At 73.2% G+C, this 21,782-nt stretch carries 21 protein-coding genes and 1 riboswitch; of the genes, 5 read left to right on the forward strand and 16 right to left on the reverse strand.

All coding sequences use genetic code 11. The features are described from left to right. Positions 1–60: 60 nt before the first annotated feature. The 12 genes from PSQ21_RS12430 to PSQ21_RS12485 all read right to left on the reverse strand — a co-directional run bounded on the left by PSQ21_RS12430 (position 61) and on the right by PSQ21_RS12485 (position 14,232). Positions 61–1,014 (reverse strand): Ppx/GppA phosphatase family protein, encoded by a 954-nt coding sequence (locus PSQ21_RS12430; protein ID WP_274030552.1) that lies wholly within the window; start codon positions 1,012–1,014, stop codon positions 61–63. After that, positions 1,011–1,553 (reverse strand): DUF501 domain-containing protein, encoded by a 543-nt coding sequence (locus PSQ21_RS12435; protein WP_274030553.1) that lies wholly within the window; start codon positions 1,551–1,553, stop codon positions 1,011–1,013. Before PSQ21_RS12435 ends, PSQ21_RS12430 begins: the two co-directional genes overlap by 4 nt. A gap of 61 nt (positions 1,554–1,614) precedes the next feature. Continuing rightward, a complete protein-coding gene (locus PSQ21_RS12440; protein ID WP_097867236.1) occupies positions 1,615–2,094 on the reverse strand; it encodes an FtsB family cell division protein in 480 nt (159 codons plus the stop codon). Positions 2,095–2,242: 148 nt separating this feature from the next. Continuing rightward, positions 2,243–3,523, reverse strand: coding sequence for a phosphopyruvate hydratase (gene eno, locus PSQ21_RS12445; protein WP_274030554.1), 1,281 nt, complete (start codon positions 3,521–3,523; stop codon positions 2,243–2,245). A gap of 323 nt (positions 3,524–3,846) precedes the next feature. Next, positions 3,847–4,563, reverse strand: a complete 717-nt coding sequence (locus PSQ21_RS12450; RefSeq protein WP_274030555.1) for a LysM peptidoglycan-binding domain-containing protein — start codon at positions 4,561–4,563, stop codon at positions 3,847–3,849. Positions 4,564–4,568: 5 nt separating this feature from the next. Beyond that, a riboswitch (cyclic di-AMP (ydaO/yuaA leader) is annotated at positions 4,569–4,705 on the reverse strand. A 335-nt stretch (positions 4,706–5,040) separates the two neighbouring features. Further along, on the reverse strand, positions 5,041–6,117 hold the full coding sequence (locus PSQ21_RS12455) for a transglycosylase family protein (protein WP_274030556.1): 1,077 nt from the start codon (positions 6,115–6,117) through the stop codon (positions 5,041–5,043). 175 nt (positions 6,118–6,292) lie between these two features. Then, complete coding sequence (locus PSQ21_RS12460; RefSeq protein WP_274030557.1) at positions 6,293–7,594, reverse strand: cytochrome P450 family protein; 1,302 nt, start codon at positions 7,592–7,594, stop codon at positions 6,293–6,295. Beyond that, entirely contained in the window at positions 7,591–8,649 is a 1,059-nt protein-coding gene (locus PSQ21_RS12465; RefSeq protein ID WP_274030558.1) for a nucleoside triphosphate pyrophosphohydrolase, read from the reverse strand. Before PSQ21_RS12465 ends, PSQ21_RS12460 begins: the two co-directional genes overlap by 4 nt. A 59-nt stretch (positions 8,650–8,708) precedes the next feature. Next, complete coding sequence (locus PSQ21_RS12470) at positions 8,709–9,365, reverse strand: SurA N-terminal domain-containing protein (protein WP_274030559.1); 657 nt, start codon at positions 9,363–9,365, stop codon at positions 8,709–8,711. A 162-nt stretch (positions 9,366–9,527) separates the two neighbouring features. Further along, entirely contained in the window at positions 9,528–11,165 is a 1,638-nt protein-coding gene (locus tag PSQ21_RS12475) for a serine/threonine-protein kinase (protein ID WP_274030560.1), read from the reverse strand. Continuing rightward, entirely contained in the window at positions 11,162–11,752 is a 591-nt protein-coding gene (locus tag PSQ21_RS12480) for a hypothetical protein (protein WP_274030561.1), read from the reverse strand. The genes PSQ21_RS12475 and PSQ21_RS12480 overlap by 4 nt, the downstream gene beginning before the upstream one ends. A gap of 98 nt (positions 11,753–11,850) precedes the next feature. Beyond that, positions 11,851–14,232 (reverse strand): N-6 DNA methylase, encoded by a 2,382-nt coding sequence (locus PSQ21_RS12485; RefSeq protein ID WP_274030562.1) that lies wholly within the window; start codon positions 14,230–14,232, stop codon positions 11,851–11,853. A gap of 213 nt (positions 14,233–14,445) precedes the next feature. Here PSQ21_RS12485 and PSQ21_RS12490 point away from each other — a divergent pair, with 213 nt between their 5' ends. Beyond that, on the forward strand, positions 14,446–15,174 hold the full coding sequence (locus tag PSQ21_RS12490; RefSeq protein ID WP_274030563.1) for a hypothetical protein: 729 nt from the start codon (positions 14,446–14,448) through the stop codon (positions 15,172–15,174). Positions 15,175–15,274: 100 nt separating this feature from the next. Here the strand turns inward: PSQ21_RS12490 and PSQ21_RS12495 are convergent, their stop codons facing one another. Next, positions 15,275–15,862 carry a cysteine hydrolase family protein gene (locus PSQ21_RS12495; protein ID WP_274035728.1) on the reverse strand — a complete coding sequence of 196 codons (588 nt, stop codon included), beginning with the start codon at positions 15,860–15,862 and terminating at the stop codon, positions 15,275–15,277. 35 nt (positions 15,863–15,897) lie between these two features. Beyond that, positions 15,898–16,644 carry an N-acetyltransferase gene (locus tag PSQ21_RS12500; protein ID WP_274030564.1) on the reverse strand — a complete coding sequence of 249 codons (747 nt, stop codon included), beginning with the start codon at positions 16,642–16,644 and terminating at the stop codon, positions 15,898–15,900. A gap of 207 nt (positions 16,645–16,851) precedes the next feature. On the opposite strand from PSQ21_RS12500, the gene PSQ21_RS12505 reads away from it, so the two are divergent. After that, positions 16,852–17,409: a GNAT family N-acetyltransferase gene (locus tag PSQ21_RS12505; RefSeq protein WP_274030565.1), complete on the forward strand. Its 558-nt coding sequence runs from the start codon at positions 16,852–16,854 to the stop codon at positions 17,407–17,409. An 83-nt stretch (positions 17,410–17,492) separates the two neighbouring features. Further along, on the forward strand, positions 17,493–18,167 hold the full coding sequence (locus PSQ21_RS12510) for a hypothetical protein (RefSeq protein WP_274030566.1): 675 nt from the start codon (positions 17,493–17,495) through the stop codon (positions 18,165–18,167). 104 nt (positions 18,168–18,271) lie between these two features. Here PSQ21_RS12510 and PSQ21_RS12515 read toward each other — a convergent pair whose 3' ends face one another. Together PSQ21_RS12515 and PSQ21_RS12520 are read right to left on the reverse strand one after the other, a co-directional pair. Next, complete coding sequence (locus PSQ21_RS12515; RefSeq protein WP_274030567.1) at positions 18,272–19,072, reverse strand: HNH endonuclease family protein; 801 nt, start codon at positions 19,070–19,072, stop codon at positions 18,272–18,274. A 111-nt stretch (positions 19,073–19,183) separates the two neighbouring features. After that, positions 19,184–20,053, reverse strand: a complete 870-nt coding sequence (locus PSQ21_RS12520; protein WP_274030568.1) for an SCO6745 family protein — start codon at positions 20,051–20,053, stop codon at positions 19,184–19,186. A gap of 114 nt (positions 20,054–20,167) precedes the next feature. On the opposite strand from PSQ21_RS12520, the gene PSQ21_RS12525 reads away from it, so the two are divergent. After that, on the forward strand, positions 20,168–20,755 hold the full coding sequence (locus PSQ21_RS12525; RefSeq protein ID WP_274030569.1) for a TetR/AcrR family transcriptional regulator: 588 nt from the start codon (positions 20,168–20,170) through the stop codon (positions 20,753–20,755). Positions 20,756–20,888: 133 nt separating this feature from the next. Then, complete coding sequence (locus tag PSQ21_RS12530; protein WP_274030570.1) at positions 20,889–21,758, forward strand: nucleotidyltransferase domain-containing protein; 870 nt, start codon at positions 20,889–20,891, stop codon at positions 21,756–21,758. Positions 21,759–21,782 lie beyond the last annotated feature (24 nt).

Raw genomic sequence — 21,782 nt, forward strand, 5'->3', positions numbered from 1 at the left:
CGCCGGCCCTCCGCCTAAGCGGCGCTCCAGGCGATCCCGTCGAGGATGTCGCCCGAAGCGCTACTGAGCATCCTCTGCCGCATTCCAGGCGATCCCGTCGAGGATGTCGTGCTCGCTGACGACGACCTCGTGGGCTCCCGTCCGCTCCATCACGGCGAGCAGGACGAGCGCCCCCGCGCCGATCACGTCGACCCGGCCCGGGTGCATCACGGGGATCGCGGCGCGCTCCTCGTGGGTGGAGCGGAGCAGGTGCTCGGTGATCGCGCGGACCTGGCCGCGGGTGACCCGGGAGTGGTGGATGGCCCCGGAGTCGTACTCCGGCAGTTCCAGCGCGATCCCCGCGACGGTGGTGACGGTGCCCGCGAGACCGACGAGGGTGCCGGCGCCCTTGAGCGGCACGGTCCGCTCGGCGAGGTCGAGGGCGGCGTCGACGTCCGCGCGGATCGCCGCGGCCCGCTCGTGGCTGGGCGGGTCCATGACGGTCCCGTCCACGACCAGGTGACGCTCCGTCATCCGTACGCAGCCGATGTCCACGGACCGGGCCGCCTCCACCCGGTCCGAGCCGAGGACGAACTCGGTGGAGCCGCCGCCGATGTCGACGACCAGATACGGCTTGACCAGGTGGTCGCTGCCCGCCAGTTCCCTGGTGGCCCCGTCGAAGGAGAGCTGCGCCTCCTGGTCGCCGGTGATCACCTCGGGCTCGACCCCGAGGATGTCCCGGACCCCGGCCACGAAGTCGGCACTGTTCTCGGCGTCGCGGGAGGCGGAGGTGGCGACGAAGCGGATCCGTACGGCGCCCAGCTCCTCGATGGCCGCCGCGTACGCGCGGCAGGCGGCGAACGTCCGCTCCAGCGCCTCGGGGGCGAGCCGGCCGGTCTGGTCCACCCCCTGGCCGAGGCGGACGATCGTCATGCGACGGTCCAGCTCGGTGAAGGAGCCGGTGGCGGGGTCCACGTCGGCGATAAGGAGCCGGATGGAGTTCGTACCGCAGTCGACGGCGGCGACCCGGGTCATGCGTCCTGCCCCTCGGGGGTCCCGCCGCAGGGCGTGACGCAGGGGCCCTTGGCCCACCACTCGGGCAGCATCGCGATGGCCTCGTCGCCCAGCGGGTTCACCCCGGGGCCGGCGGCCAGCGAGTGGCCGACCAGGACGTGCAGGCACTTCACCCGGTCCGGCATGCCGCCCGCGCTCGGGAAGCCCTCCAGGACCTCGATGGCGTCGCGGCGGGTGATGTAGTCCTCGTGCGCGGCCCGGTAGGCGTCGGCCAGCTCCGGGTCGGTCTCCAGACGGGCCGTCATCTCCTTCATGACCCCGTTGGCCTCCAGCGTGCCGATCGCCGAGGCGGCCCGGGGGCAGGTGAGGTAGTACGTCGTCGGGAACGGCGTGCCGTCCTCCAGACGGGGCTGGGTCTCCACCACGTCCGGGTTGCCGCACGGGCAGCGGTGCGCGATGGCACGCAGGCCGCGCGGCGGGCGGCCCAGCTGCTGCTCGAACGCGGCGATGTCCGCGTCGGTGGGCTTGGTGGACTCGGTCTGCGGAGGGGGCGTTTCCATGCCTGCCTTGGTTCTGCTCGAAAGCTCGTAGAAGTGGGCGTAACGGTCGTCGGTCGGTCGGTCAGTCGCGGTCGGCCCGGTCGGCGCTGTCCACGCCGTCCCAGAGGTTCGAGTGCCACGGGCGGTCGCTCGCCCCCGACTCGCCGCGGCGGTCCTGGGCCGCGTCGGGGTCGGCCACGGTGTAACCGGTCTCCCCGGGGAGGACGTAGTGGAGGTGCTGACGGGCCAGTCGCATGATGTACGCGTCGTCCTGGAGCCGCGCCTTCTCGTCCCGCAGCTCCTCGGTGCGCCGCTCCGCCTGCTGCGAGAGCCGCTCCTGCTCGGCGATCTCGTCGCGCTGGGAGACGTACTGCCGCATCGGGTAGGCGAGCGCCACCACCAGGGAGCAGACCACCAGCGCCAGGAACGCGGCCCGGCCGGTGAGCCGGGAGCGGCGGGCCTGCCGGCGGTTCTGGGACCGGTACACGCGGGCCGCCGTCTGCTCGCCGAGCAGTCGCAGCCTGGTCGCGGTGGAGAACCGGTCGCGGTCCTTCCCGGCCATGTCTCCCGCCTCCCCGAGCTGGTCGTCGCACGGCCGTCGTCACCCGAAGGGCGGCCGTTCGACGCCGGGCTCTACGCACGTCCGTCCCCGCACACGGTACGGGACCGGGTGCGGGGACGGGCGGAGGCTACCGTCCTACGACGACGGGTCAGCCCTTGAAGCGCGGGAAGGCGGAACGGCCCGCGTACACCGCGGCGTCGTCGAGGATCTCCTCGATGCGCAGCAGCTGGTTGTACTTGGCGACGCGGTCCGAACGGGCCGGGGCGCCCGTCTTGATCTGACCGCAGTTCACGGCGACGGCGAGGTCGGCGATGGTGACGTCCTCGGTCTCGCCGGAGCGGTGCGACATCATGCACTTGAAGCCGTTGCGCTGGGCCAGCTCGACGGCGTCCAGGGTCTCGGTCAGCGAACCGATCTGGTTGACCTTGACGAGCAGGGCGTTGGCGGAGCCCTCCTCGATGCCGCGGGCCAGGCGCTCGGGGTTGGTGACGAAGAGGTCGTCGCCGACGATCTGGACCTTGGCCCCGATGCGGTCGGTGATGACCTTCCAGCCGGCCCAGTCGTCCTCGTACAGCGGGTCCTCGATGGAGACCAGCGGGTACGCGGAGACGAGCTCCTCGTAGTACTCGGTCATCTCGGCGGCCGAGCGGGACTTGCCCTCGAACTCGTAGACGCCGTCCTTGTAGAACTCGGACGCGGCGACGTCGAGCGCGAGCGCGATGTCGCGGCCCGGGACGTAACCGGCCTCCTTGATGGCCTCGACGATGAGGTCCAGGGCGGCGCGGTTGGACTCCAGGTTCGGGGCGAAGCCGCCCTCGTCACCGAGTCCGGTGGACAGGCCCTTGGTCTTGAGGACCTTCTTCAGCGTGTGGTAGACCTCCGCGCCCCAGCGCAGGGCCTCGGAGAAGGACTCCGCGCCGATCGGGGCGATCATGAACTCCTGGATGTCCACGTTGGAGTCGGCGTGCGAGCCGCCGTTCAGGATGTTCATCATCGGAACGGGCAGCAGGTGCGCGTTCGGGCCGCCGAGGTAGCGGAAGAGCGGCAGGTCGGACGCCTCGGAGGCGGCGTGCGCGACGGCCAGCGAGACGCCGAGGATGGCGTTCGCGCCGAGCGAGGCCTTGTTCTCGGTGGCGTCCAGGTCGAACATCGCCTGGTCGATGAGGCGCTGCTCGGTGGCGTCGTACCCGACGAGCTCCGGGCCGATCTGCTCGATGACGGCGAGGACGGCCTTCTCGACGCCCTTGCCCATGTAGCGGTTGGGGTCACCGTCGCGAAGCTCAATGGCCTCGAACGCACCGGTGGAGGCGCCGGACGGAACAGCAGCACGGCCCGTGCTGCCGTCGTCGAGGCCAACCTCGACCTCGACCGTGGGGTTTCCCCGGGAGTCGAGGATTTCCCTGGCTACGACGACGTCGATGGACGGCACGAGGCATCTCCTTCTGGGATCTGACACTGGTTGTGCAGGGTCACTGTGGCCTTGCGACACGAGCCTATCGGGCCCGGCCGCGTCGGCCAGCCGACCGCCCGCCTCCTGGGACGAAAAAGGACCCAAGGGCCTGCATCACGGGACAAAACTCTAGAAATCTACTGAGCGGTAACAACAAGAGGTGAACGCATGCGGGTTCACCGGCGCCCGCCGCTCACGAAAAGTCCGGCCCGGCGCGCCGGGGATACGAGCGCGCCGGGCCGGGAAGCCGTGCGAGGAGAAGTGCCGCCGGACGCTTCTCCTCCGGGGAGGAGAGACGGCGGTTACTTCAGGTGGAGCTGCTGACCCGGGAAGATCAGGTCGGCGTCCTTGACGATGTCGTCGTTGAGCTCGAAGAGCTTGCTCCAGCCGCCCTTGACGTCTTCCGCCTCGGCGATGCTGCTCAGCGTGTCGCCGGCCTCGACCTTGTACTCGCCGTCACCCTTCTGGACCTTCTCGCCGGTCGGGGTGGTGACGGTCTTCTTGCTCTCGGCCTTCTTCTCGGCCTGCGGAGCGGTGCGCTGCTCGGAGCGCGTGGTGGGCTGCTCGGCCTGACGCTCGGGCTGCGCCTGCTCGGGCTTGCTCTCGCCGGAGCCGGAGCCGGTGTTCACGCCCGGGTCCACACCGTCGTTGGTGAGGCCGCCCGCGCCGGCGCAGGCCCAGGCGCCCGGACCCTGCATGTCGAGGAGCTTCTCGGCGGTGGCGATCTGCTGGTCCTTGGAGGCCAGGTCGGCACGGGGGGCGTACTGAGTACCGCCGGCGGCGGCCCAGCTGGACTGCGAGAACTGCAGTCCGCCGTAGTAGCCGTTGCCGGTGTTGATGGACCAGTTGCCGCCGGACTCGCACTGGGCGACGGCGTCCCAGGTCTCGACGGAGGCGGCGGAGGCGTTGGTCGCACCCATCAGCGGGACGGCGATCGCGGCGCCGGTGACGCCCGCGAGGGTGGCGATACGGGTGGCCTTGGACGGGCGGCGGTGCTTGCCCTTGCTGTTCAGCAGCATGGAACGAATCTCCTCACCGACGCCTACGAGGTGAGCTGTCGGGTTCGGGCTGATGAGTTGCCCGGTCGCACGGTGCTGCTCGCGACTTCACCCCTAGCCGGCCCCGTACGCCCCCGTCGGTTCGACGAGGCGTCCGGACCCGGCGGCTTACCTGGGTCCCCCGCTCCTGCCTACGGCGCTTACGCGTCTGTTCCCTTCGACCGACGGCAGGATTCGGCGTGACGGTCGACGGGGCCCGCGGTGCGAGCGGCTCCGACCGTAAACACAGGCAACCCCGACATTCAAAGATGGACATAGGGGGCAATCAACCCGAACTCGCCGTGGCCGGCGCACCGTTTCCGCAGGTCGGGGGCGTTGCGCCCGGACCGGCCGGACGAGACGCGCGAGTTGAAGCAAAGAGACCCATGTCTCACTTACGCAAAAGTGGACATAGGTCTCTTAACTACCCGTCTTTTCGGGGTGTTTTCCCGAATTCGATCAGTTGCCGGCGGGCGTCTCGGCACCCGTCGGCGCGGGCCGGTCCGCGCCCTCGTCCGCACCCTTGTCCGTACTCGGGTCAGCGCTCGGATCCAGGCCCAGGTCCAGGTGCTGGCCGGGCAGGATCAGGTCCGGGTCGGAGCCCAGGACGCTCTTGTTCGTCTCGTACAGGCCGGTCCAGCCGCCGGGAAGCTCCTGCGTGTCGGCGATCGCCCAGAGGCTGTCCCCGGGCCGCACCGTGTACCCGTCGGCGGACACCGCGCCGCCGTCCCGCGCGTCGCCGTCACCGCGCGAGGCGTGCCGGCCGGACTCACGGGGACCGTTCTCCTGGCCCGCGTCGGCCTCCTCGGGCGCGGGGGTGCCCCGGTGCTTGCCTCCCTTGCCCTCCCCGCCCGTCGAGGCGTCGGGGGCGGTGGAGGGGTCCGAGGCGTCGGGGGCGCCGGAGGCGGGCGGGGCGGAGGGCGTCACCGAGGAGTCGGAAGCCTCGCTCTCCTTCTCCGCGTCACCCTTACCGCTCTTGTCCGCTTCATCACGCTTCTCACCCTTGGGGGATTCACCGGACTCGCCGGATTCACCGGATTCACCGGTTGTATCCGCTTCGCCGGTCGGCGGGGAGGTCGGATCGGCCGAGGGGTCCGCCGAGGGGTCCGCCGACGGATCGGTGGACGGCGAGGTGCCCGGGTCGACGCCGGGCAGGCCGCCGTCCACGGCGAGGCCGGAGATCACCGCACAGCTGGGCCACGCCTTCGGGCCCTGGTCGTCCAGGACCTTCTCGGCGACGGAGATCTGCTGCGAGCGGCTGGCGAGGTCGGCGCGGGGCGCGAACTCCGTGCCGCCGTACGCCGACCAGGTCTCCTGCGAGAACTGGAGCCCGCCGTAGTAGCCGTTGCCGAGATCGGCGCTCCACATGCCGCCGCTCTCGCACTCCGCGACCCGGTCCCAGGTGGTGGCCTCGGCCGCGTGCGCGCCGCCGGCGCCGAGCAGCGGGATGGCGATGGCCGATCCCGTCACGCCCGCGGCGACGATGAGGGCGGGTGCCTGGCGAGGGCGGCGGTGTCTGCCGTTCGCGGAGCCCATGGGTATGCCTTCCGTGCGACTGACAAGCGAGTGGCCTGAGCGCCGCACAGCGGATTCCGTGCCTGCTTCGGCGCCCAAGTGACGCGTGAGCAAGGTGCGACCGACGCGTCGAACCGTGAACCTAGCGGGACTCGAACGTGTGTCACAAGTCGATGCAGCGCAGATCACGTGAAAGTCACAGAGTTGACACTGTGTCACTTTTTTCGGTCCGGGCACCCGGCTCGAACGCGACCGGAAGGGTGCGCAGTCCACGCATGATGAGCCCGCCGCGCCAGCGCAAATCGCCAGGTTCGCCCGTAAGCCGCAGGTCAGGAAGGCGTCTGAGCAGAGTGGTCAGCGCGGTCTGTCCCTCCAGCCGGGCCAGCGGCGCCCCCAGGCAGTAGTGGATGCCGTGCCCGTAGCCGAGGTGCTGATTGTCACGCCGCGCAAGGTCCAGCGTGTCCGGATCCGTGAACCGCTCCGGGTCGCGGTCGGCCGCCGCCAGCACCACGAGTACGGGGTCCCCGGCGGCGATCTCCTCGCCGCCCAGGGTCAGCGCCTCGGTGGCGTACCGCCAGGTCGCCATCTCCACCGGCCCGTCGAAGCGGAGCAGCTCCTCGATGCCGGTGGCCAGCAGCGCCTCCTCCCCCGCCGCCAGGGAGGCCTCCAGCCGGGCGCGCTGCTCGGGGTGGCGCAGGAGCGCGTAGGTCCCGTTGCCGATGAGGTTGACCGTCGTCTCGAACCCGGCGAACAGCAGGATGAACGCCATGGCTGCCGCCTCGTTCTCCGTGAGGTGCTCGCCGTGGTCGCTGGCCCGGATCAGCCCGGAGATCAGGTCGTCGCCGGGGTTCTCCCTCTTGCGGTGGATGAGTTCGGCGAGGTAGCCGCGCATCTTCTTCACCGACCGGGCGACCCCGCCGCGCGGCCCGCCGCCGTGCCGGATCATCATGCCCGCCCAGTCCCGGAAGTCGTCCTGGTCCTCCTCGGGGACGCCGAGCAGGTCGCAGATGGCGTAGATGGGGAGGGGGAAGGCGAAGTCGTGGATGAGGTCGGCGTTCCCCTTCTCCACGAAGTCGTCGATGAGCCGGTCCGTCAGCTCCTGCACGCGGGGCGCGAACTCCGCGACCCGGCGCGGGGTGAACGCCTTGGACACGAGCCGGCGCAGCCGGGTGTGGTCCGGGGGGTCGATGTTGAGCAGATGCGTCATCAGCTCCGCCTTGCGCTCCCCCGGGATCCCCGTCTTCCCCTTGGCGTGCGGCGACTCGGCGTGGTGGGCCGGGTTCTTGGAGAGCCGCGCGTCGGCGAGCGCCTCCTTGGCGTCCGCGTACCGGGTCACGAGCCAGGCCTCGACCCCGCTGGGCAGCGCGGTGCGGTGCACGGGGCGGTGCTCGCGGAGCCAGGCGTAGGCGGGGTAGGGGTCGGTGGCGAACTCCCAGGTGAAGAGTTCGGGGGCGGCCGGGGCGGTGGAGGTGCGGGGGCAGGCGGGGGTGTCGTTCACTCCTCGACGTTATCGGGCGGGGTGCCGGTGACCGTGCGCGGTGCGGGAGGGCCCGCGTCACCCTCCGCCGCCAGGATCGCGTCGCGGTAGGCGCGGGCCGCGGCGCGCAGGGCGGCCTCCGGGTCGGTGCCGTTCGCCTCGGCGGCGACGGCGAGGGCGAGCAGCTCGTAGCCGATGGTGTCGCCGGTGGGGAGGGGGACGTCGAGGCCCGCCGTACGGACGCGGCTCGCGAGCTTCGCGGCGAGGGCCAGGCCGGGCTGGCCGAGGGGGACGCCTTCGGTGACCGAGGTCCGCTGCTTCTCGATCGCCTTGGTGCGCAGCCAGTGCGCGTGGACGTCCTCGGGGGTCTGGGCGCTCTCGTCGCCGAAGACGTGCGGGTGGCGGTGGATCAGCTTCTCGACGAGGCCGCCCGCGACGTCGTCGATGGCGAAGGGCTCCTCCCCGTCCTCCGGGCGGCCCTCCTCGGCGATCCTGGCGTGGAAGACGACCTGGAGAAGGACGTCGCCGAGTTCCTCGCGCAGTTCGTCCCGGTCGCCGTCCTCGATCGCCTCGACCAGTTCGTACGCCTCCTCGATGGCGTACTTGGCGAGGCCCCGGTGTGTCTTCCGCGAGGTCCAGGGGCACTCCCGGCGGATGCGGTCCATGACCTGGACCAGGTCCAGGAGGCGGGCCCCGGGCAGGTCGTAGGAGCCGGGGAGCAGTTCCAGGTCCGGCATGGCCACCCGGCCGGAGCCGCCGAGCCGGGCCAGGCCGTCCGTCAGACGGCTGTCGCCCTCGCCGCCGACCAGGACGACGACGGTCCGGCCGCCCGCGCAGTCGGCGACCAGTTCGTCGGCGGAGGGTGTGGCGTGCTCGACGCTCACGCCCGCCTCGCGGAGGTAGGGGAGCTGCGGGTGGTCAGGACCGGCGACGAGGACCCGGTCGGCCGCGTGCAGCGTCTGCCAGGCCGGCCAGGACAGCAGGCCGGGCGCGACCCGGTGGCTGGCGGTGAGCAGGACGACGCGGCCGGGGTCGGCGGGGGTCTCGACGGGGGCGTCGGGGGCTTCGGCGTTCACCCTGCGAACCTACCTCCGGCCCCGGGGCTTCCGGCCCGCCGGTTCGGACGTCCGCCAGTTCAGGCGCCCGCCTGGGCGTCCTTCGGCGGGAACTCGGTGACCTGGGTGATCCAGGGCGCGCTGTAATTGCCGAGCTGCATCTTCTGGTCGTCCCAGGTGCCGAAGCGCGGGTTGACGTCGATGTCGAGGGCCTTCGACGCCTTGGTGAGGGCCTCGCCGACGACCTGCTGGCCGGCCGGTGTGCCCAGGTCCGCGCCGAGCGCCTCGGCCAGCTTCGGGAGCTGGACCTCCTGGCGCATGTCGGCGTCGATCTGTTCCGGGGCGACCCAGCGCTGCTGGAGCATCATCGCCTCGAACCGCTCCTCGCCGCCCTGCTGGGCGCGGTTGGCCTGCCGCATCTCCTGGATCTCCTTGCGGGTGACCGTGACCCCGGCGTCCGCGGCGGCGCGGTCGAGGACCCGGCCGAAGATCAGCCCGTGCAGCTTGGCGCGGTTGAGCTGGCCCGACTTGTTCACCAGCTGGGCGGCCTCCGGGGAGCTGTTCTGGGCGTTGCGGACGTCCGCGGCGCGGTCCTGGACCGTCGACACCTCGATCCGCTCTCCGCCCACGACGGCCGCGGCGCCGGGGTGGGACTGGTTGCCGCAGGCCGAAAGGAGCGGCGCGGCGACGAGTGTCGCGGCGAGGACGGCGAGCGCGGTGCGACGACGGCGGTGCAAAGGAGCCTCCCGGGGAGAGTTTGTGCATCAGTGCACAAAGCCTTGCGGTGATCGATGTTAGGCAGTGGAGGTGGCCGGTGCCACTGATTCGACCAACGATTCGGGAGGAGTTGGGGATGTGGTCGGGAAAGTCGTCCGGTATGGGGCCGGTACGGGGCGCTGTCAGACCCCGCGGACGTCCCGCTGGTGGCTGAGCAGGCGGCGCAGGTCCATCGGCAGCGGGTGGTGCGGCCCGTAGGTGCGCTCGGCGTCGTACAGCAGGGCCTGGAGCTGTGCCCGGCCCGCGGTGTGGTCGCCGACCGCCAGGAGCAGTTGCCCGATGCGGTGCCGGATGTCGAGTGCGCGGCCGGGGTCGGGGGCGGCCGTCCCGTAGGCGTTCTCGTAGTACGGAAGGACCGCGCGGTACTCGACCAGCGCGGCCCCGGCCTCGCCGAGCTGTTCGAGGCACTGGGCGGCGTCGTAGCGGAACTGGAGGGCCTGGGCGTCGGCCTGGCCCGCTTCGGCGGCGCGGTCCTCGGCGAGGCGGCGCAGCTCGGGCAGGGCGCGCCGGTACTGCCCGTCGTCCATCAGGGTCGCGGCGTACTGCTTGCGCAGGATGCGGACGACCGGTGAGTGCTCGCCGTGCTCGGCGGCGGCGGCCGGGAGCGTGGCGCCGAGGACGTCCACGGCCTGGGTGATGCGGCCCTCGCCGAGCAGCTTCTTGACCTCGTCCACGGCGCGCGCGACGTCCGGCCTGGCGGGCGGCGGGGTGCCCGGCGGCAGGTGGGCGGGGCGCGCGGGGACCGGTGCGGCGGCCGGGGGCGGGGTGAAGGACGGCGGGGCGGCGGGGGCGGGGGGCGGCGCGGCGAAGGCGGCGGGCGCGGGTACGGAGGCCGGGGTCGCCGCGCGGTCCGGCCAGGGGGCGTGCGGCCGCAGGAACGGGCGCGTCGGGTCGAGCGGCCCGGCGGGGGTCCCGTGCTTCGGCAGCAGCGGGGCGAGGTCCTCGTACACCTCCTGCGCGGAGGCGGGCCGGTCGCCCGGGTCCTTGGCGAGCAGCCGCAGCACGAGGGCTTCGAGCGGTACGGGGATCTCGGGGCGGGTGCGGCGGACCGGGACCGGGGGCTCGTACAGGTGGCGGTGGAGCACGCCGAGCGCGGTGGAACCGGCGAACGGCACGTCGCCGCTGAGGAGTTCGTGCAGGAGCACCCCGAGGGCATACAGGTCGGTGTACGGGCCGACCGCGCCGCCCATCGCCTGCTCGGGGGCCATGTAGGCCGGGGAGCCGATGGGGGAACCGGTGTGTGTGAGGCGGGTGGTGTCCGTGTCGAGGACGGAGGCGACGCCGAGGTCGAGGACGGTGAGGGTGCCGTCGGGACGGACCATCACGTTCCGGGGCTTGAGGTCGCGGTGGACGATCGGCACCGCGTGCACCGCGCAGAGGACCGCGCAGAGCTGGGCGGCGACCGCGACGGCCCACGTCCAGGGGTAGGGGTCCTGCTCGTTGAGGTGGTCGGCGAGGTCGGCGCCCTCGACGTACTGCATGACGAGGTAGAGGTCGTCGTCGTCGCTGCCCGCGTCGTGGACGGTGACCAGGCCGGGGTGGTCGACCCGCGCGGTGACCCGGCACTCGCGGACGAACCGGCGGTGCAGTTCGTCGGCCGCGTCGCTGCCGGTGGGGCCGGCGACCCGGTCGGGGCGCAGCAGCTTCACGGCGACACGACGGTCCAGGCGCCGGTCGTACGCCGTCCACACCTGGCCCATGCCGCCCTGGCCGAGGATGGTCGCCAGTTCGTACCGGTCGGCGATGATCCGCCCGCTCACCGGCCCTCGCCCTCCCTGTTCTCCTTGCGGAGGTAGTCGCTCAGCTCGTCCAGCTCGGCGCGGACCTGGTCGAGGCGCTGGGGGGCGGGGGTGGGCGTGGGCGGCGGGGTCTGCACGGTGTACGGGTTGGGCTGCGGGCGCTGCTGGTGGTGCTGGTGCTGGTGGTGCTGCGCGGGATGCCGCTGGTACGGGAGCGGCGCGGGAGGCACGGTCGCGGAGGCGCCGTGCGGGGGCGGGGGGCCGTAGTGGCGTATCTCCGCGTACAAGTAGTAGGCGATCACCCCGACCAGCACGGCGACGAGCCAGACCATCATGAGCAGCGCCTGCGTGTCCGACATGTCGTCGGGGTCGTCCGGCGTCTCCATGACGAAGACGAACAACCCGGTGTTGAGGACGACCACGACCGCCAGCAGCACCCAGTCGCGCGTCCTCCGGGTGACGATCGCGAGCCGCAGCATCGCCACCCAGCCCAGCAGGCCGCAGCTCAGCGCGGTCACCGCCACGAGGATCACGCGCACCGCGGCGAGCGTCGCCGGGGACGGCCGGGATGTCGTCTGCTGCTGCGGCGTCGGGCCGTAGCCGTGCATGTGCTGCTCCTGGGGCGCGTATGTCGGACGTGTGGGGTGAGCGTATACACCTCCGCCGATCAGCCGTCCCCGGCTGGGCCCGACCGTTGTCGTTCACCTCACTCGGGCGTCACCGTGCCGTCCGTCAGCCCGTCGTACATCCCCTGGACCAGCAGCCCGCCGAGCCGCTCCGCCTTCCGCAGCGCTTCCTCGAACGCGGCAAGCTCGCGGAACCGTTCCCCGTACCTCCGCTGTTCGGCGAGCGGCATCCGGGGCAGCTGAAGGCGCCGGGCGTCCAGCCGGGCCGCGGTGGAGGCGTAGCTGCTGGCCTGCCGGTTGTTGGCGGTGCCGCGCAGGAACCCGGCGAGGAACCACGGATCGAGGGCGGCCGGATCGGGCCGCAGCAGCTGGAGGTTGCGGCCGAGAGCGGCGCCCGCGTCGCCCTCGCCGACGACCCGGACGACGGTCCCGCCGCCGAGCACGGGCACCACGACGTCGCCGGGTTCGAGCACGACCGGGTCGTCGGGGGCCGCGCCCGTGGCCTCCGGGCCGGTGAGCGGGGTTCCGGCCGGGACCGCGCCGGTGAGGACGTCGTGCTCGGTGAGGACGGGGCCGGGGCCGCCCGGGGCCGCGTTGCCGGTGTGCAGCGAGAGCGCCCCGCCGCGGGCGAGTTCGCCGACGGTGGTCCGGGGGCGGTGCGCGGGGGCGGCGGGGGCGGCGGGGGACGGAGTGAGGCGGGCGGTCAGCCGGAGGGTCTCGGCGAGCCGCTCCCGCACGTCGCCGAGCCCGGACGCGCCCGAACCGGGCGCGGGGCGGGGCAGATACCGGGCCGGGGCCAGGTCCACGTCGTCGTCGAGGAGTTCGACCACGGGCACGACGCGGCTGACGCCGGGGAGGTCGGCCCGGTCGCGCCAGGCGTCGAGCACGGCGGCGCGCACGACGGGCCAGTCGAGCCGGTCGCGTCCGCCGCCCGCCGCCTTGCCGCCCGCCGCCTTGCCGCCCGGCTCCCCGGCGGACGCCGCGAGTGAGGCGGTGTCGGCCAGGAGGAGGTCCGGGCCGGGGCGGACTCCGGGCGTCGGCCTGCGCAGGACCCAGAGGTGGAGCGGAATGCCGTACGGGGGTGCGGCGCCGGCCGGGAGGGCGATGACGGCGCGGAGGGCTCCCCTGCGCAGGAGGTCGGCGCGGATGCGGCGGCCGGAGCGCCGGGAGGCGGCGGCCGGGGGCATCAGCAGGACGGCGGTGCCGCCGTCGCGCAGCCGGGCCAGGGCGTGCTGGACCCAGGCCAGTTCGGACTCGACGCGGGCGGGGAAGCCGTACTCCCAGCGCGGGTCGTAGGCCAGCTCGTCGTGACCCCAGTTGCGGTCGTTGAAAGGCGGGTGACAGAGCACGGTGTCGGTCGCGAGCCGCGCGAAGGCGTCGGCCCGCAGGGTGTCCCCGGTCCGCACGGCCAGGGGGGAAGGGGCGCTGTGCGTTACGTCGGCGCCCAGGGCGAGGCGCAGCGCGGTGAGGGCGGCGAGCCCGGCGTCGGCCTCCTGGGCGTACAGCGCCGCGGGTCCGGCGACGGCGCGGAGCAGGGCGCCGGTCCCGGCGGCCGGGTCGAGGACGCTGCGGAGCGGCCGGCCGGGGGCCGGGCGGCCGGCGTCCTTCGGGGGTTCGGCGAGGTCCGCCATCAGCTCGGCGAGGTGCGGCGGGGTCAGCGTGTACTGGCGGGGGTTGGCGTCCAGATGCCGGCCGAGCAGGAACTCGAAGGTCTGACCGGCCCCGATCCCGGCGGCGAGTTGCGCGGCGGCGCGCAGGAGCGGCACGGAGGGCGACAGGTCCTGCGCGGTGGGGGTGCGTACGGCTCGGCCCCTGTGAACTCCCGGAGCTTCGGGCGAGAGCGCCGGAGGGCCGGGCGGGGGCGGGGGCGCGGTGGGGGCGGGCGCGGGTGCGGGTCCGGACGCGGTGGGGGCGGGCCCCGTGGATCCCGGGGTGGCCGACCCGGGCGCGGTCGATGCGGGCGCCGTCGCGTCGGGCCCGGGCGCCGTCGCGGCGGCGGTCTCCGGTGGGCCGACGGTTCTCGGGGGTGCGACCCCGCCGGGCCACGGGGCGCCGGTAGGGGTGTCGGGGCCGAGCCGGGCGGTGAGCACGTGGTCCATGGCGTGCGGCAGCAGCTCGGCCATCCGCTCGTCGGACGTGGCGGTCAACTCCAGCCAGGCGGTGGGCCGGTCACGGACGAGCAGCAGAGCGCAGCCGGTGTGCACCAGAGCCTGCGCGGCTCCCGCGGGGTGCCCGGCCACCTCCTGCCAGACCCGCTCGCGGAGCGGTACCTCGGCGAGTTTCCCCTGGTCGCGCAGCCATTGCTCCACATCGGCCAGTGCGAAGGAGGGGCTGGCCGCGGTGCCGCCGACCGGCTGAGGGAAGTCGGCATGCCGGCGGCGCCAGTTGCTGACGGCGGCACGGCCCACTCCCGCCAGCCGCGCGATCCCGGCCGCGGTGACCTCCGTCGCGTTCTCCGGCACTGGCTCTCCCTTGGTCTGTCCGCGCTGGCTGCCCGCGAGCATAGCTAATCACCCGCACCACACCGGAAAGCATCGTTGCTCGACCGGTCACGGATCTTTCGTGTTGACTCGGTTCACAAGCTCTGTTGTTATTGATCCGCATCCGCCCCCACCAGGGGCCGCTTTCCTCTCTGCTGACCGGCGCCGCGCGCCTCTCCTTCCGGAGCCTGACCCATGCGTCTCATCACCCGTATATCCGTCAACACCGTCTGCGCGATGACCCTGTTCGGCCTCGCCGCCTGCGGCACTGACGCCCCGAAGGAGACCGGGCCGTTCGCCGGAGTGTCCGGTCCGGAGGTCGTGAACAAGGCCCTCACGAAGACGACCGGCGTCAAGTCCCTGCGGATCGGGCTCGACATGACCACGGCCGACGGCCGGGTCGAGGCCGACTTCGCCACGAGCCTGGGAGGCGACTGCACGGGAACGATGACCATGGGCGGCACGGGCACGATGGAGGTCCGCAAGACCGGCGACACGGTCTACACGAAGCTCGACGAGGCCCTGCTGCGCGAGCAGTCGAAGGGCGAGCCGAAGGAGGACGTGGACGCGGCCGTCAAGCTGATCGCGGGCCGCTGGATGGAGTCGAAGGCCTCCGATCCGGACACCAAGGACACCATCGAGTTCTGCGATCTGAAGGGACTGCTCAAGGAGTTCGAGGCGGGCGACAACGCCGCCCGCAAGAAGGGCCCCACGACGGTCGCCGGCAAGCCCGCTCTGCGCCTCACGGAGAAGGAGGGCAAGGAGAGGTACACCATCGACGTCTCCGCCGAGGGCGCCCCGTACATCCTGCGCGTGACCTCCCGGGGCGGCGAGGAGCCGATGACGATGAACCTGTCCGAGTTCGACGTTCCCGTCGTGGCGGAGAAGCCCGCCGCGAAGGACATCGTCGACCTGGAGCAGTAGGGCTCGGCCCGCCCGCCCGCGCGGCGGGCGCGTCGGCCGCCGTCCACGCGCCCGCCGGCCGGCCGCCCGGCCCGCCCGCGGGTTGCGTCCGGGCCCCCGGTCACCCCACCGGCGCCGGGGCCCCGCCCGTGAAGTCCACCTCGGCCGACGGCAGTACGCGCACCCGGCGGCCGGGGAAGCGGAGGTTGCGGTAGATCTCGTTGTGGTGCGCGACGGACGCCTCCGGCGCGGCGTACGGGCCGGGGCCGGGGCGGACGGACGTGGTGTGCCCGTCCGCGACGAGCACCACGTCGTACCCCCGGCTCAACGCCTGCCGGGCCGTGGACTCGACGCAGATCTCGGTCGCGAACCCGGTGACGACGACCTCGGTGACCCCCCGGGCGCGCAGGACCGCGTCCAGTTCCGTGTCCAGGAAGCTGTCCGGGGCGGCCTTGGGCACGACCGTCTCACCGGGGGCGGGCGCCAGTTCGGGCACGATCCGCCACCCCTCGGTCCCGGGTTCCAGCTCCTCGTCCCGCTGCTGCACCAGCACCACCGGCGCACCGGCCGCCTTGGCCCGCTCCTGGAGTCCGGCGATGGCCGCGACGGTGGCGGACGCCCGGTACGCCATCGCCACCAGGGCGTTCTGCATGTCGATGACGAGGAGAGCGGGGACGGGAGCGGGGACGAGCGCGGGGGCGGGCGTCACGGCGGGCGTCGTACCCGGGCCGTCGGGCACGGACGTCACAGCCGGTGCCGTACCCAGACGTTGGGCTCGACGTAGACCGCGTAACCGTGCTCGAGCGCGCAGTGCACCGGGACGAGCGCCCCCGGCACCTCCACCGGGCCGTCCGTGTCGAACGGCAACCCGGTCCACTCGCGCCACTGGGCGAGCGAACCACGCACGGTCATCGACACGGTGGCGACCGAGTCCACCTTCCCGCCCGCCCGGGCGTGCACCCGCAGCCAGGGATCCTCGGGCAGCCCGTCCTCGGCACGGGTCAGCCGGGCGTACTCCTCCATCGGCCGGCCGGGGCGCAGGTGCTTGCCGTTCGGCCGCACCGGGGCGACGACCTGCCCGAAGCCGAGCCGTCGCGCGTTGTCGCGCATCGCGGCGAGCATCCGGCCCGATATCCCCTTGCCCAGATGGCCGGTGGCCACCGTGATGTCGATCGCGCTGACCGTGTCGGGCGTGTTCCCGCGCCGCAGGTCCGAGAAGGCCCACAGCAGCACCTGGTCCCAGCCGCCGACGGGCAGTTCGCCGCGCCCGGGGGTGTCCAGCAGGAAGGGCACGCTGAACGCGCGGGCGACCACGACACCCTCGGGGTCGGTGGCGACCAGCACGTACTGGGGGAACTCGACCGCGATCCGCGGGAAGTTCGCCCAGCCGACGAGGTCCTCCAGGATGAACTCCGGCCAGGTGTCCGGCATCCGGTCCAGGGCGTCGGCCAGCTCCGGGCGCTCGGCGAGGGTGGTGATGTTCAGCTCCATACGCGCGACCCTAAACAGCCTCCACCTCTCCGACCAGCGAATATCGGGGCGGGCCGCCGCCGCGCACTCCGGAGCCGCTCGGCCGGCCGCCGCCCACTCCGGGACCGCTCACCCGGCCCCCGCCCACTCCCGGGCCGCTCGCCCGGCCGCTCGCCCACTCCCGGGCCGCTCGCCCGGTCCGCCGCGCTCCGGCTACCGTCACGCCGCATGACGACGACACCTCCGTCCGCCTCCGCCGGTCCCGTACTGATCCGGCCCGCCCGCGCGGCGGACCTCGACCTCCTGGAGCGGCACCTGCCCTCGCCCGGCCGGACCCGGCGGCACGCGGCCCGGTTCGACCGGCAGGAGCAGGGCCTCAGCACCTTCCTCACCGCCTGGGCCGACGACGTACCCGTCGGAACGGCGCAGATCCTCTGGCAGGGCTGCGCGGCCCCGGAGGTCCAGGCCCGTTTCCCCGGCTGCCCCGAGTTGAACGGGCTCGGGATCTGGCCACCGGAGCTGCGCTCCCGGGGCATCGGTACGGCGCTGATCCGGGCGGCGGAGGAGCGGGTCCGGGCCGCCGGTCACGCCCTGATCGGTCTGGGCGTGGACGACGACAACCACCGGGCGGCCGCGCTCTACTTGCGGATCGGTTACGGGGAGACCGACTGCCGCTACCTGGACCGGTACGCGTTCCTCGACGCCGACGGCGTCCGGCAGGAGGTCGCGGATCCGGCCCGCTTCCTGGTCAAGGAGCTCGGCGATGCCGCTCCCGGACCGGCGTGATCCAGCCGGAACCGTGAGGTGTCCATGCCGCGTCCCCACCCGTGACTTCGCACCCGGTGCACCACTCGTCGAGGAGCAGAACCATGACCCAGCCAGGCACGACACCGCCCCGCCCCCGGAGGGCCGCCGGGTGCTTGCAGAGCCTGGTGGTGCTCGCGGTGATCCTCGGTCTGGGCTACGGGGCGTCCAAGCTCTTCGGTGACGATTCCTCGAAGAACTCCTCGTCGTCGTCCTCGTCGTCCTCGTCGTCCTCGTCCGCCTCGGACGGCAAGGGCGGCTCGTGGGAGATCGGCGACTGCGGGGGCCCGGACCCGGAGAACAAGCCGGACGGCTACCGGGCCTTCGACTGCGACGAGTCGGGAGCGACCTTCGAGGCGCTGGAGATCAAGAGCGCGAGCATCATGCCCAACGCGATCCAGTGCCCGGCCGGAACGGACCTGATCATCCAGGTCTCCCGGGTCTTCGGCTCCGGCGACGGCAAGAAGGGCGGCGGCATCCCGACCAACACGGTCTGCGGCCGCAACCTGTCCGGGGAGCACCCCGGGGACGCGGGCGCCGGGGGCGGCCAGCTCGTCGAGGGCGACTGCGTCTCGGCGACCGCCAAGGAGATCGCCTGCGCCTCGGCCGGGGCGGACGACTTCAAGGTCCTCGGACTCGTCAAGGAGAAGAAGGAGTGCCCGGCAGCGACCACCGAACCCATGCAGCTGATGATGGCGATGGGCCGCCCGTACGACGTCATCTGCGGCGGCAAGGTCTGAGACCCGCCCGCTCCCGGGTCCGGCGGCCCGGGTCCGGTCCGGCGGCCCGGCGGCCCGGGTCCGGTCCGGCGGCCCGGCGGCCAGGGTCCACGCGCGCGTGCCGCTCAGCCGCCGCACTGGGCGAGCATGGCCCGCTTGTCGGCCGTCGTGACCGGGAGTTCGTACTTCAGCGAGACCTGGGCGAACCGCACCGCGTAGGAGCAGCGGACCGGCTTGTACGGGGGCAGCCAGGAGGCGGGGCCGGAGTCCCGCTTGGCGTTGTTGGCCGGGCCGTCCACCGGGAGGAGGTTGAGCGGGTCGTTCGCGATCTGCTCGCGTTTGGACTCGTTCCAGCGGGCGGCGCCCATCTGCCAGTCGTAGGACAGCGGCATCACATGGTCGATCTGCACCTCGGTCGCCTGCTGCTTGCGCCAGTCGATGCGCTCGCCGGTGTAGGGGTCCTGGAGCGTCATCGACATGACGACGCAGTCGGACCCCGCCTTGTGCTCGATGTCCTTGCCGTCCCGGGCGAGCAGGTCGTTGCGGGTGTCGCAGCCGTTGCGGGCGAGCGGGATGCCGTCGATCCCGTCCTTCCAGGCGTAGCCGAACTTCTTCCGCTCGTAGCCGGTCTTCGGGCCGCGGCCCTTGGTGGCCACCTTCTCGATGATCTTCCGGGCGGCTGCCCGGTCCGCTTCGGTGGTGAGGGGGGCCAGGCCCGGCTTCGTACCGTCGGGGTTGTCCAGCGGGCTGGCGCCGAAGCCCTCGGCGGACCGCGCGCCACCGCTGGTCCCGCCGCTCGCGCTGCCTCCGCCGTCGTCGGACGTGAGGTCGTCGGGGGTGCAGCCGCCCGCCAGGGCGATCGCGACGAGAGCGCCGATGGCGGGCAGGGCCGCTCGGTACGGACCGTGCGTACGGGGAGCTATCACGTGGAGCCGTCCTGACGGGGAGAAAGCCGAACGCCGAGAATCCTATGGTCGTCTTCCCCGTCGGGGGCGCATCCATGACCGCGCCTCAGCACAGCGTGCTCCCCCGCCCGGTCACACCTTCCCGATGCCCAGGGTGTTCGCGGCAGGCAGCAGCCCCGAGCCGATGACCGCCAGCCAGGGCTCCCCCAGCAGCTCCACCAACCGCTCCCGCCCCGGCTCCCCCAGCGCCCGCCACGGCTTTGCGGCCTCCTCGTCGGTACGCAGCTCCACCTTCGCGCGCAGCTCGCGCCCCGCGTCCGTGGCCGTGCCGTCCGCCGCCAGCAGCCCGCGGTCCTGGAGCCGCCGCCGGGCCGCGTCCCACTCCTCCGCGCCCCATCCCCGGCTGGCGAACACCTCGGCGGGCGCCGCGCCGACCGCCGCGAAGGAGACCAGCGATTCGACCGGGTCGAGGCCTGCCCCGGCCAGGGCGGCAATGTGCCCGTCGCCCCGGTGTTCGCGCAGAACGGTCGCCGCGTGCCAGAGCACCAGGTGCGGAGCGTCCGGCCAGGGCAGCGCGGAGTTGGCGGCTCCGAGACCGCCGGGCACCCCCGGACCCACCGCCTCCGCCGCGCGGCGGGCCAGTGCGGCGGCCTCCTCGAATCCCCGCTCCTCCACCCGGTCCCCGAACAGGGCCCGGCAGGAACGGTCGACCGCCCGCAGCCGGGCCGCCAGAACCGCGTCCGGCGCGGCCGTCGACCAGACGGCCGGAACATAGCGCTCCACCATCGCCGGAGCGAAGCTGTGGAACGTCCGCACGGCCTCCGCCGCCCCCGCCGCCCCCAACGGGGCCGCCCGCCAGGCGAAGTAGCCCGACCAGCGCTCCTCGGTGTCGTACCCCAGCGCGGCGGCCTCCTCGAACGCCTCGGGGGCGTAGTACAGAACGGCGTGCAGGGGCTCCAGGAGGTGCCACATCTGCCGCACACGGGCCGGTTCTCCGGTCATGGTCTCCACCTTCCCGAACAGTGATCGCGCATCTTTCCAGTGACTAGATCAGATCTCCAGCATGCGCACACCGCCAGAACTTGTCAATGACTAGATACCGGGTAGGGTGCTGCCATGAGCAACGAGCGCGAGCGCACGTACCACCACGGCGACCTGCGGCGCGTGATCCTGGACGCCGCTCTCGACGTCATCGCGGCGAACGGGCCCGGGGCCCTGAGCCTGCGCGACCTGGCCCGGCGGGCGGACGTGTCCCACGCCGCGCCGGCGCACCACTTCAAGGACCGCACGGGCCTGCTGACCGCCGTGGCCGCCGAGGGGTACGCCCTCTTCGCCGACGCGCTGGCCGACGCGCCGGACCTCCGCGAGCGGGGCGTCGCGTACGTACGGTTCGCGGCGACGCACCCGGCGCACTTCCAGGTGATGTTCCAGCCGGACCTGCACCGCACCGACGATCCGGGCCTGCTGACCGCCCGGGCCCGGGCGACCGAGGCCCTGCGCGCGGGCGTGGCGGACCTCCCGCAGGCCGGCCGGGGCGAGGACGACCGCCTCGCGGGCGTGGCCGCCTGGTCACTGGCGCACGGTTTCGCGACGCTGCTGCTCAGCGGCAACCTGGCAGACGCACTGGAGGGCCGGGACCCGGAGGCCGCCTTCCGGTCCCTCACCGGTCTGATCTTCACTCCGGAAAAGGGTCACGACGGCTGACGGCCCCCTCTAGGCTGTCCCCATGGGCGTTTCCTGAGCGACGAACGAGGTCCCCACCAGGACCGGAAGCAGCCCGGCGTCGACCGCCGGGCCCCGTTCGTCTGCCCGCGCACCTCTCCCAGGAGACCCCGCCATGCCGTACCCCCGCCCCACCCCCGCCCGCACCGCCTCCGCTCCTCTGCCCGCCGGCCCCCTGGCCCTGGACCACCGGGTCGAGCTGCTGCGCGCGACGGCCGAGGCCGATCCCCGGGTGGAGGGCGTTCTCCTCTACGGCTCGTGGACGCTCGGCGAGGCCGACGCCCACTCGGACCTGGACGCCTGCCTGTACGTACGGGAGGAGGACGCCGACACCTTCGACGGGCGGGAGTTCGTGGAGCGGCTCGCCCCGCTGAAGCTGGCGTACACCAACATGTACGGCATCCTCGCCGTGGTCTTCGACGACCTGATGCGCGGCGAGTTCCACGTCGAGCCCACCGGCCCCGGCATCGCCGAGATCGCCACCTGGCGCGGCCAGGTCCACTTCCCCCGCCCCGAGGCGGCCGTCCTCCTGGACCGCACCGGCCGCCTGACCACCGCCGCCCGGGCACTTGCCGCCTTCACCCCTCCGGAGCCTCTGGCGACCGCCCAGCAGCTCACCGACGAACTGGCCAACTGGACCCTGATGCTGGCCCACGTCCAGGCCCGGGGCGAATACGCCCGCGCCCACACCCTGCTGCACGCCGTCATCGCCCCCCTCCAGCTGAAGCTCTGCCGCCTGCTGCGCGGCTCGACCGCTCACTGGCTCACCCCGAGCCGCGCCCTGGAGGCGGACCTGCCGGCGGCGGACGTCGAGCGGTACGCCACGACGACCGGGCCCCTGACCCCGGAGGCGCTCCGCACGGCGGCGGCGAACAGCTGGGAGTGGAGCCGGGAGCTGGCGGCCGGGGCGGCAGACCGGTGGGGGACGCGGCTGCCGCTGGGGCTGCACGAGGAGATCGCGGGGGCGCTGTCCCCGGCTGCGTGACCTACCGCCCTGTCGCCGGAAAGC

This window comes from Streptomyces sp. MMBL 11-1 (assembly GCF_028622875.1).
In the GTDB taxonomy this organism is placed as follows: domain Bacteria; phylum Actinomycetota; class Actinomycetes; order Streptomycetales; family Streptomycetaceae; genus Streptomyces.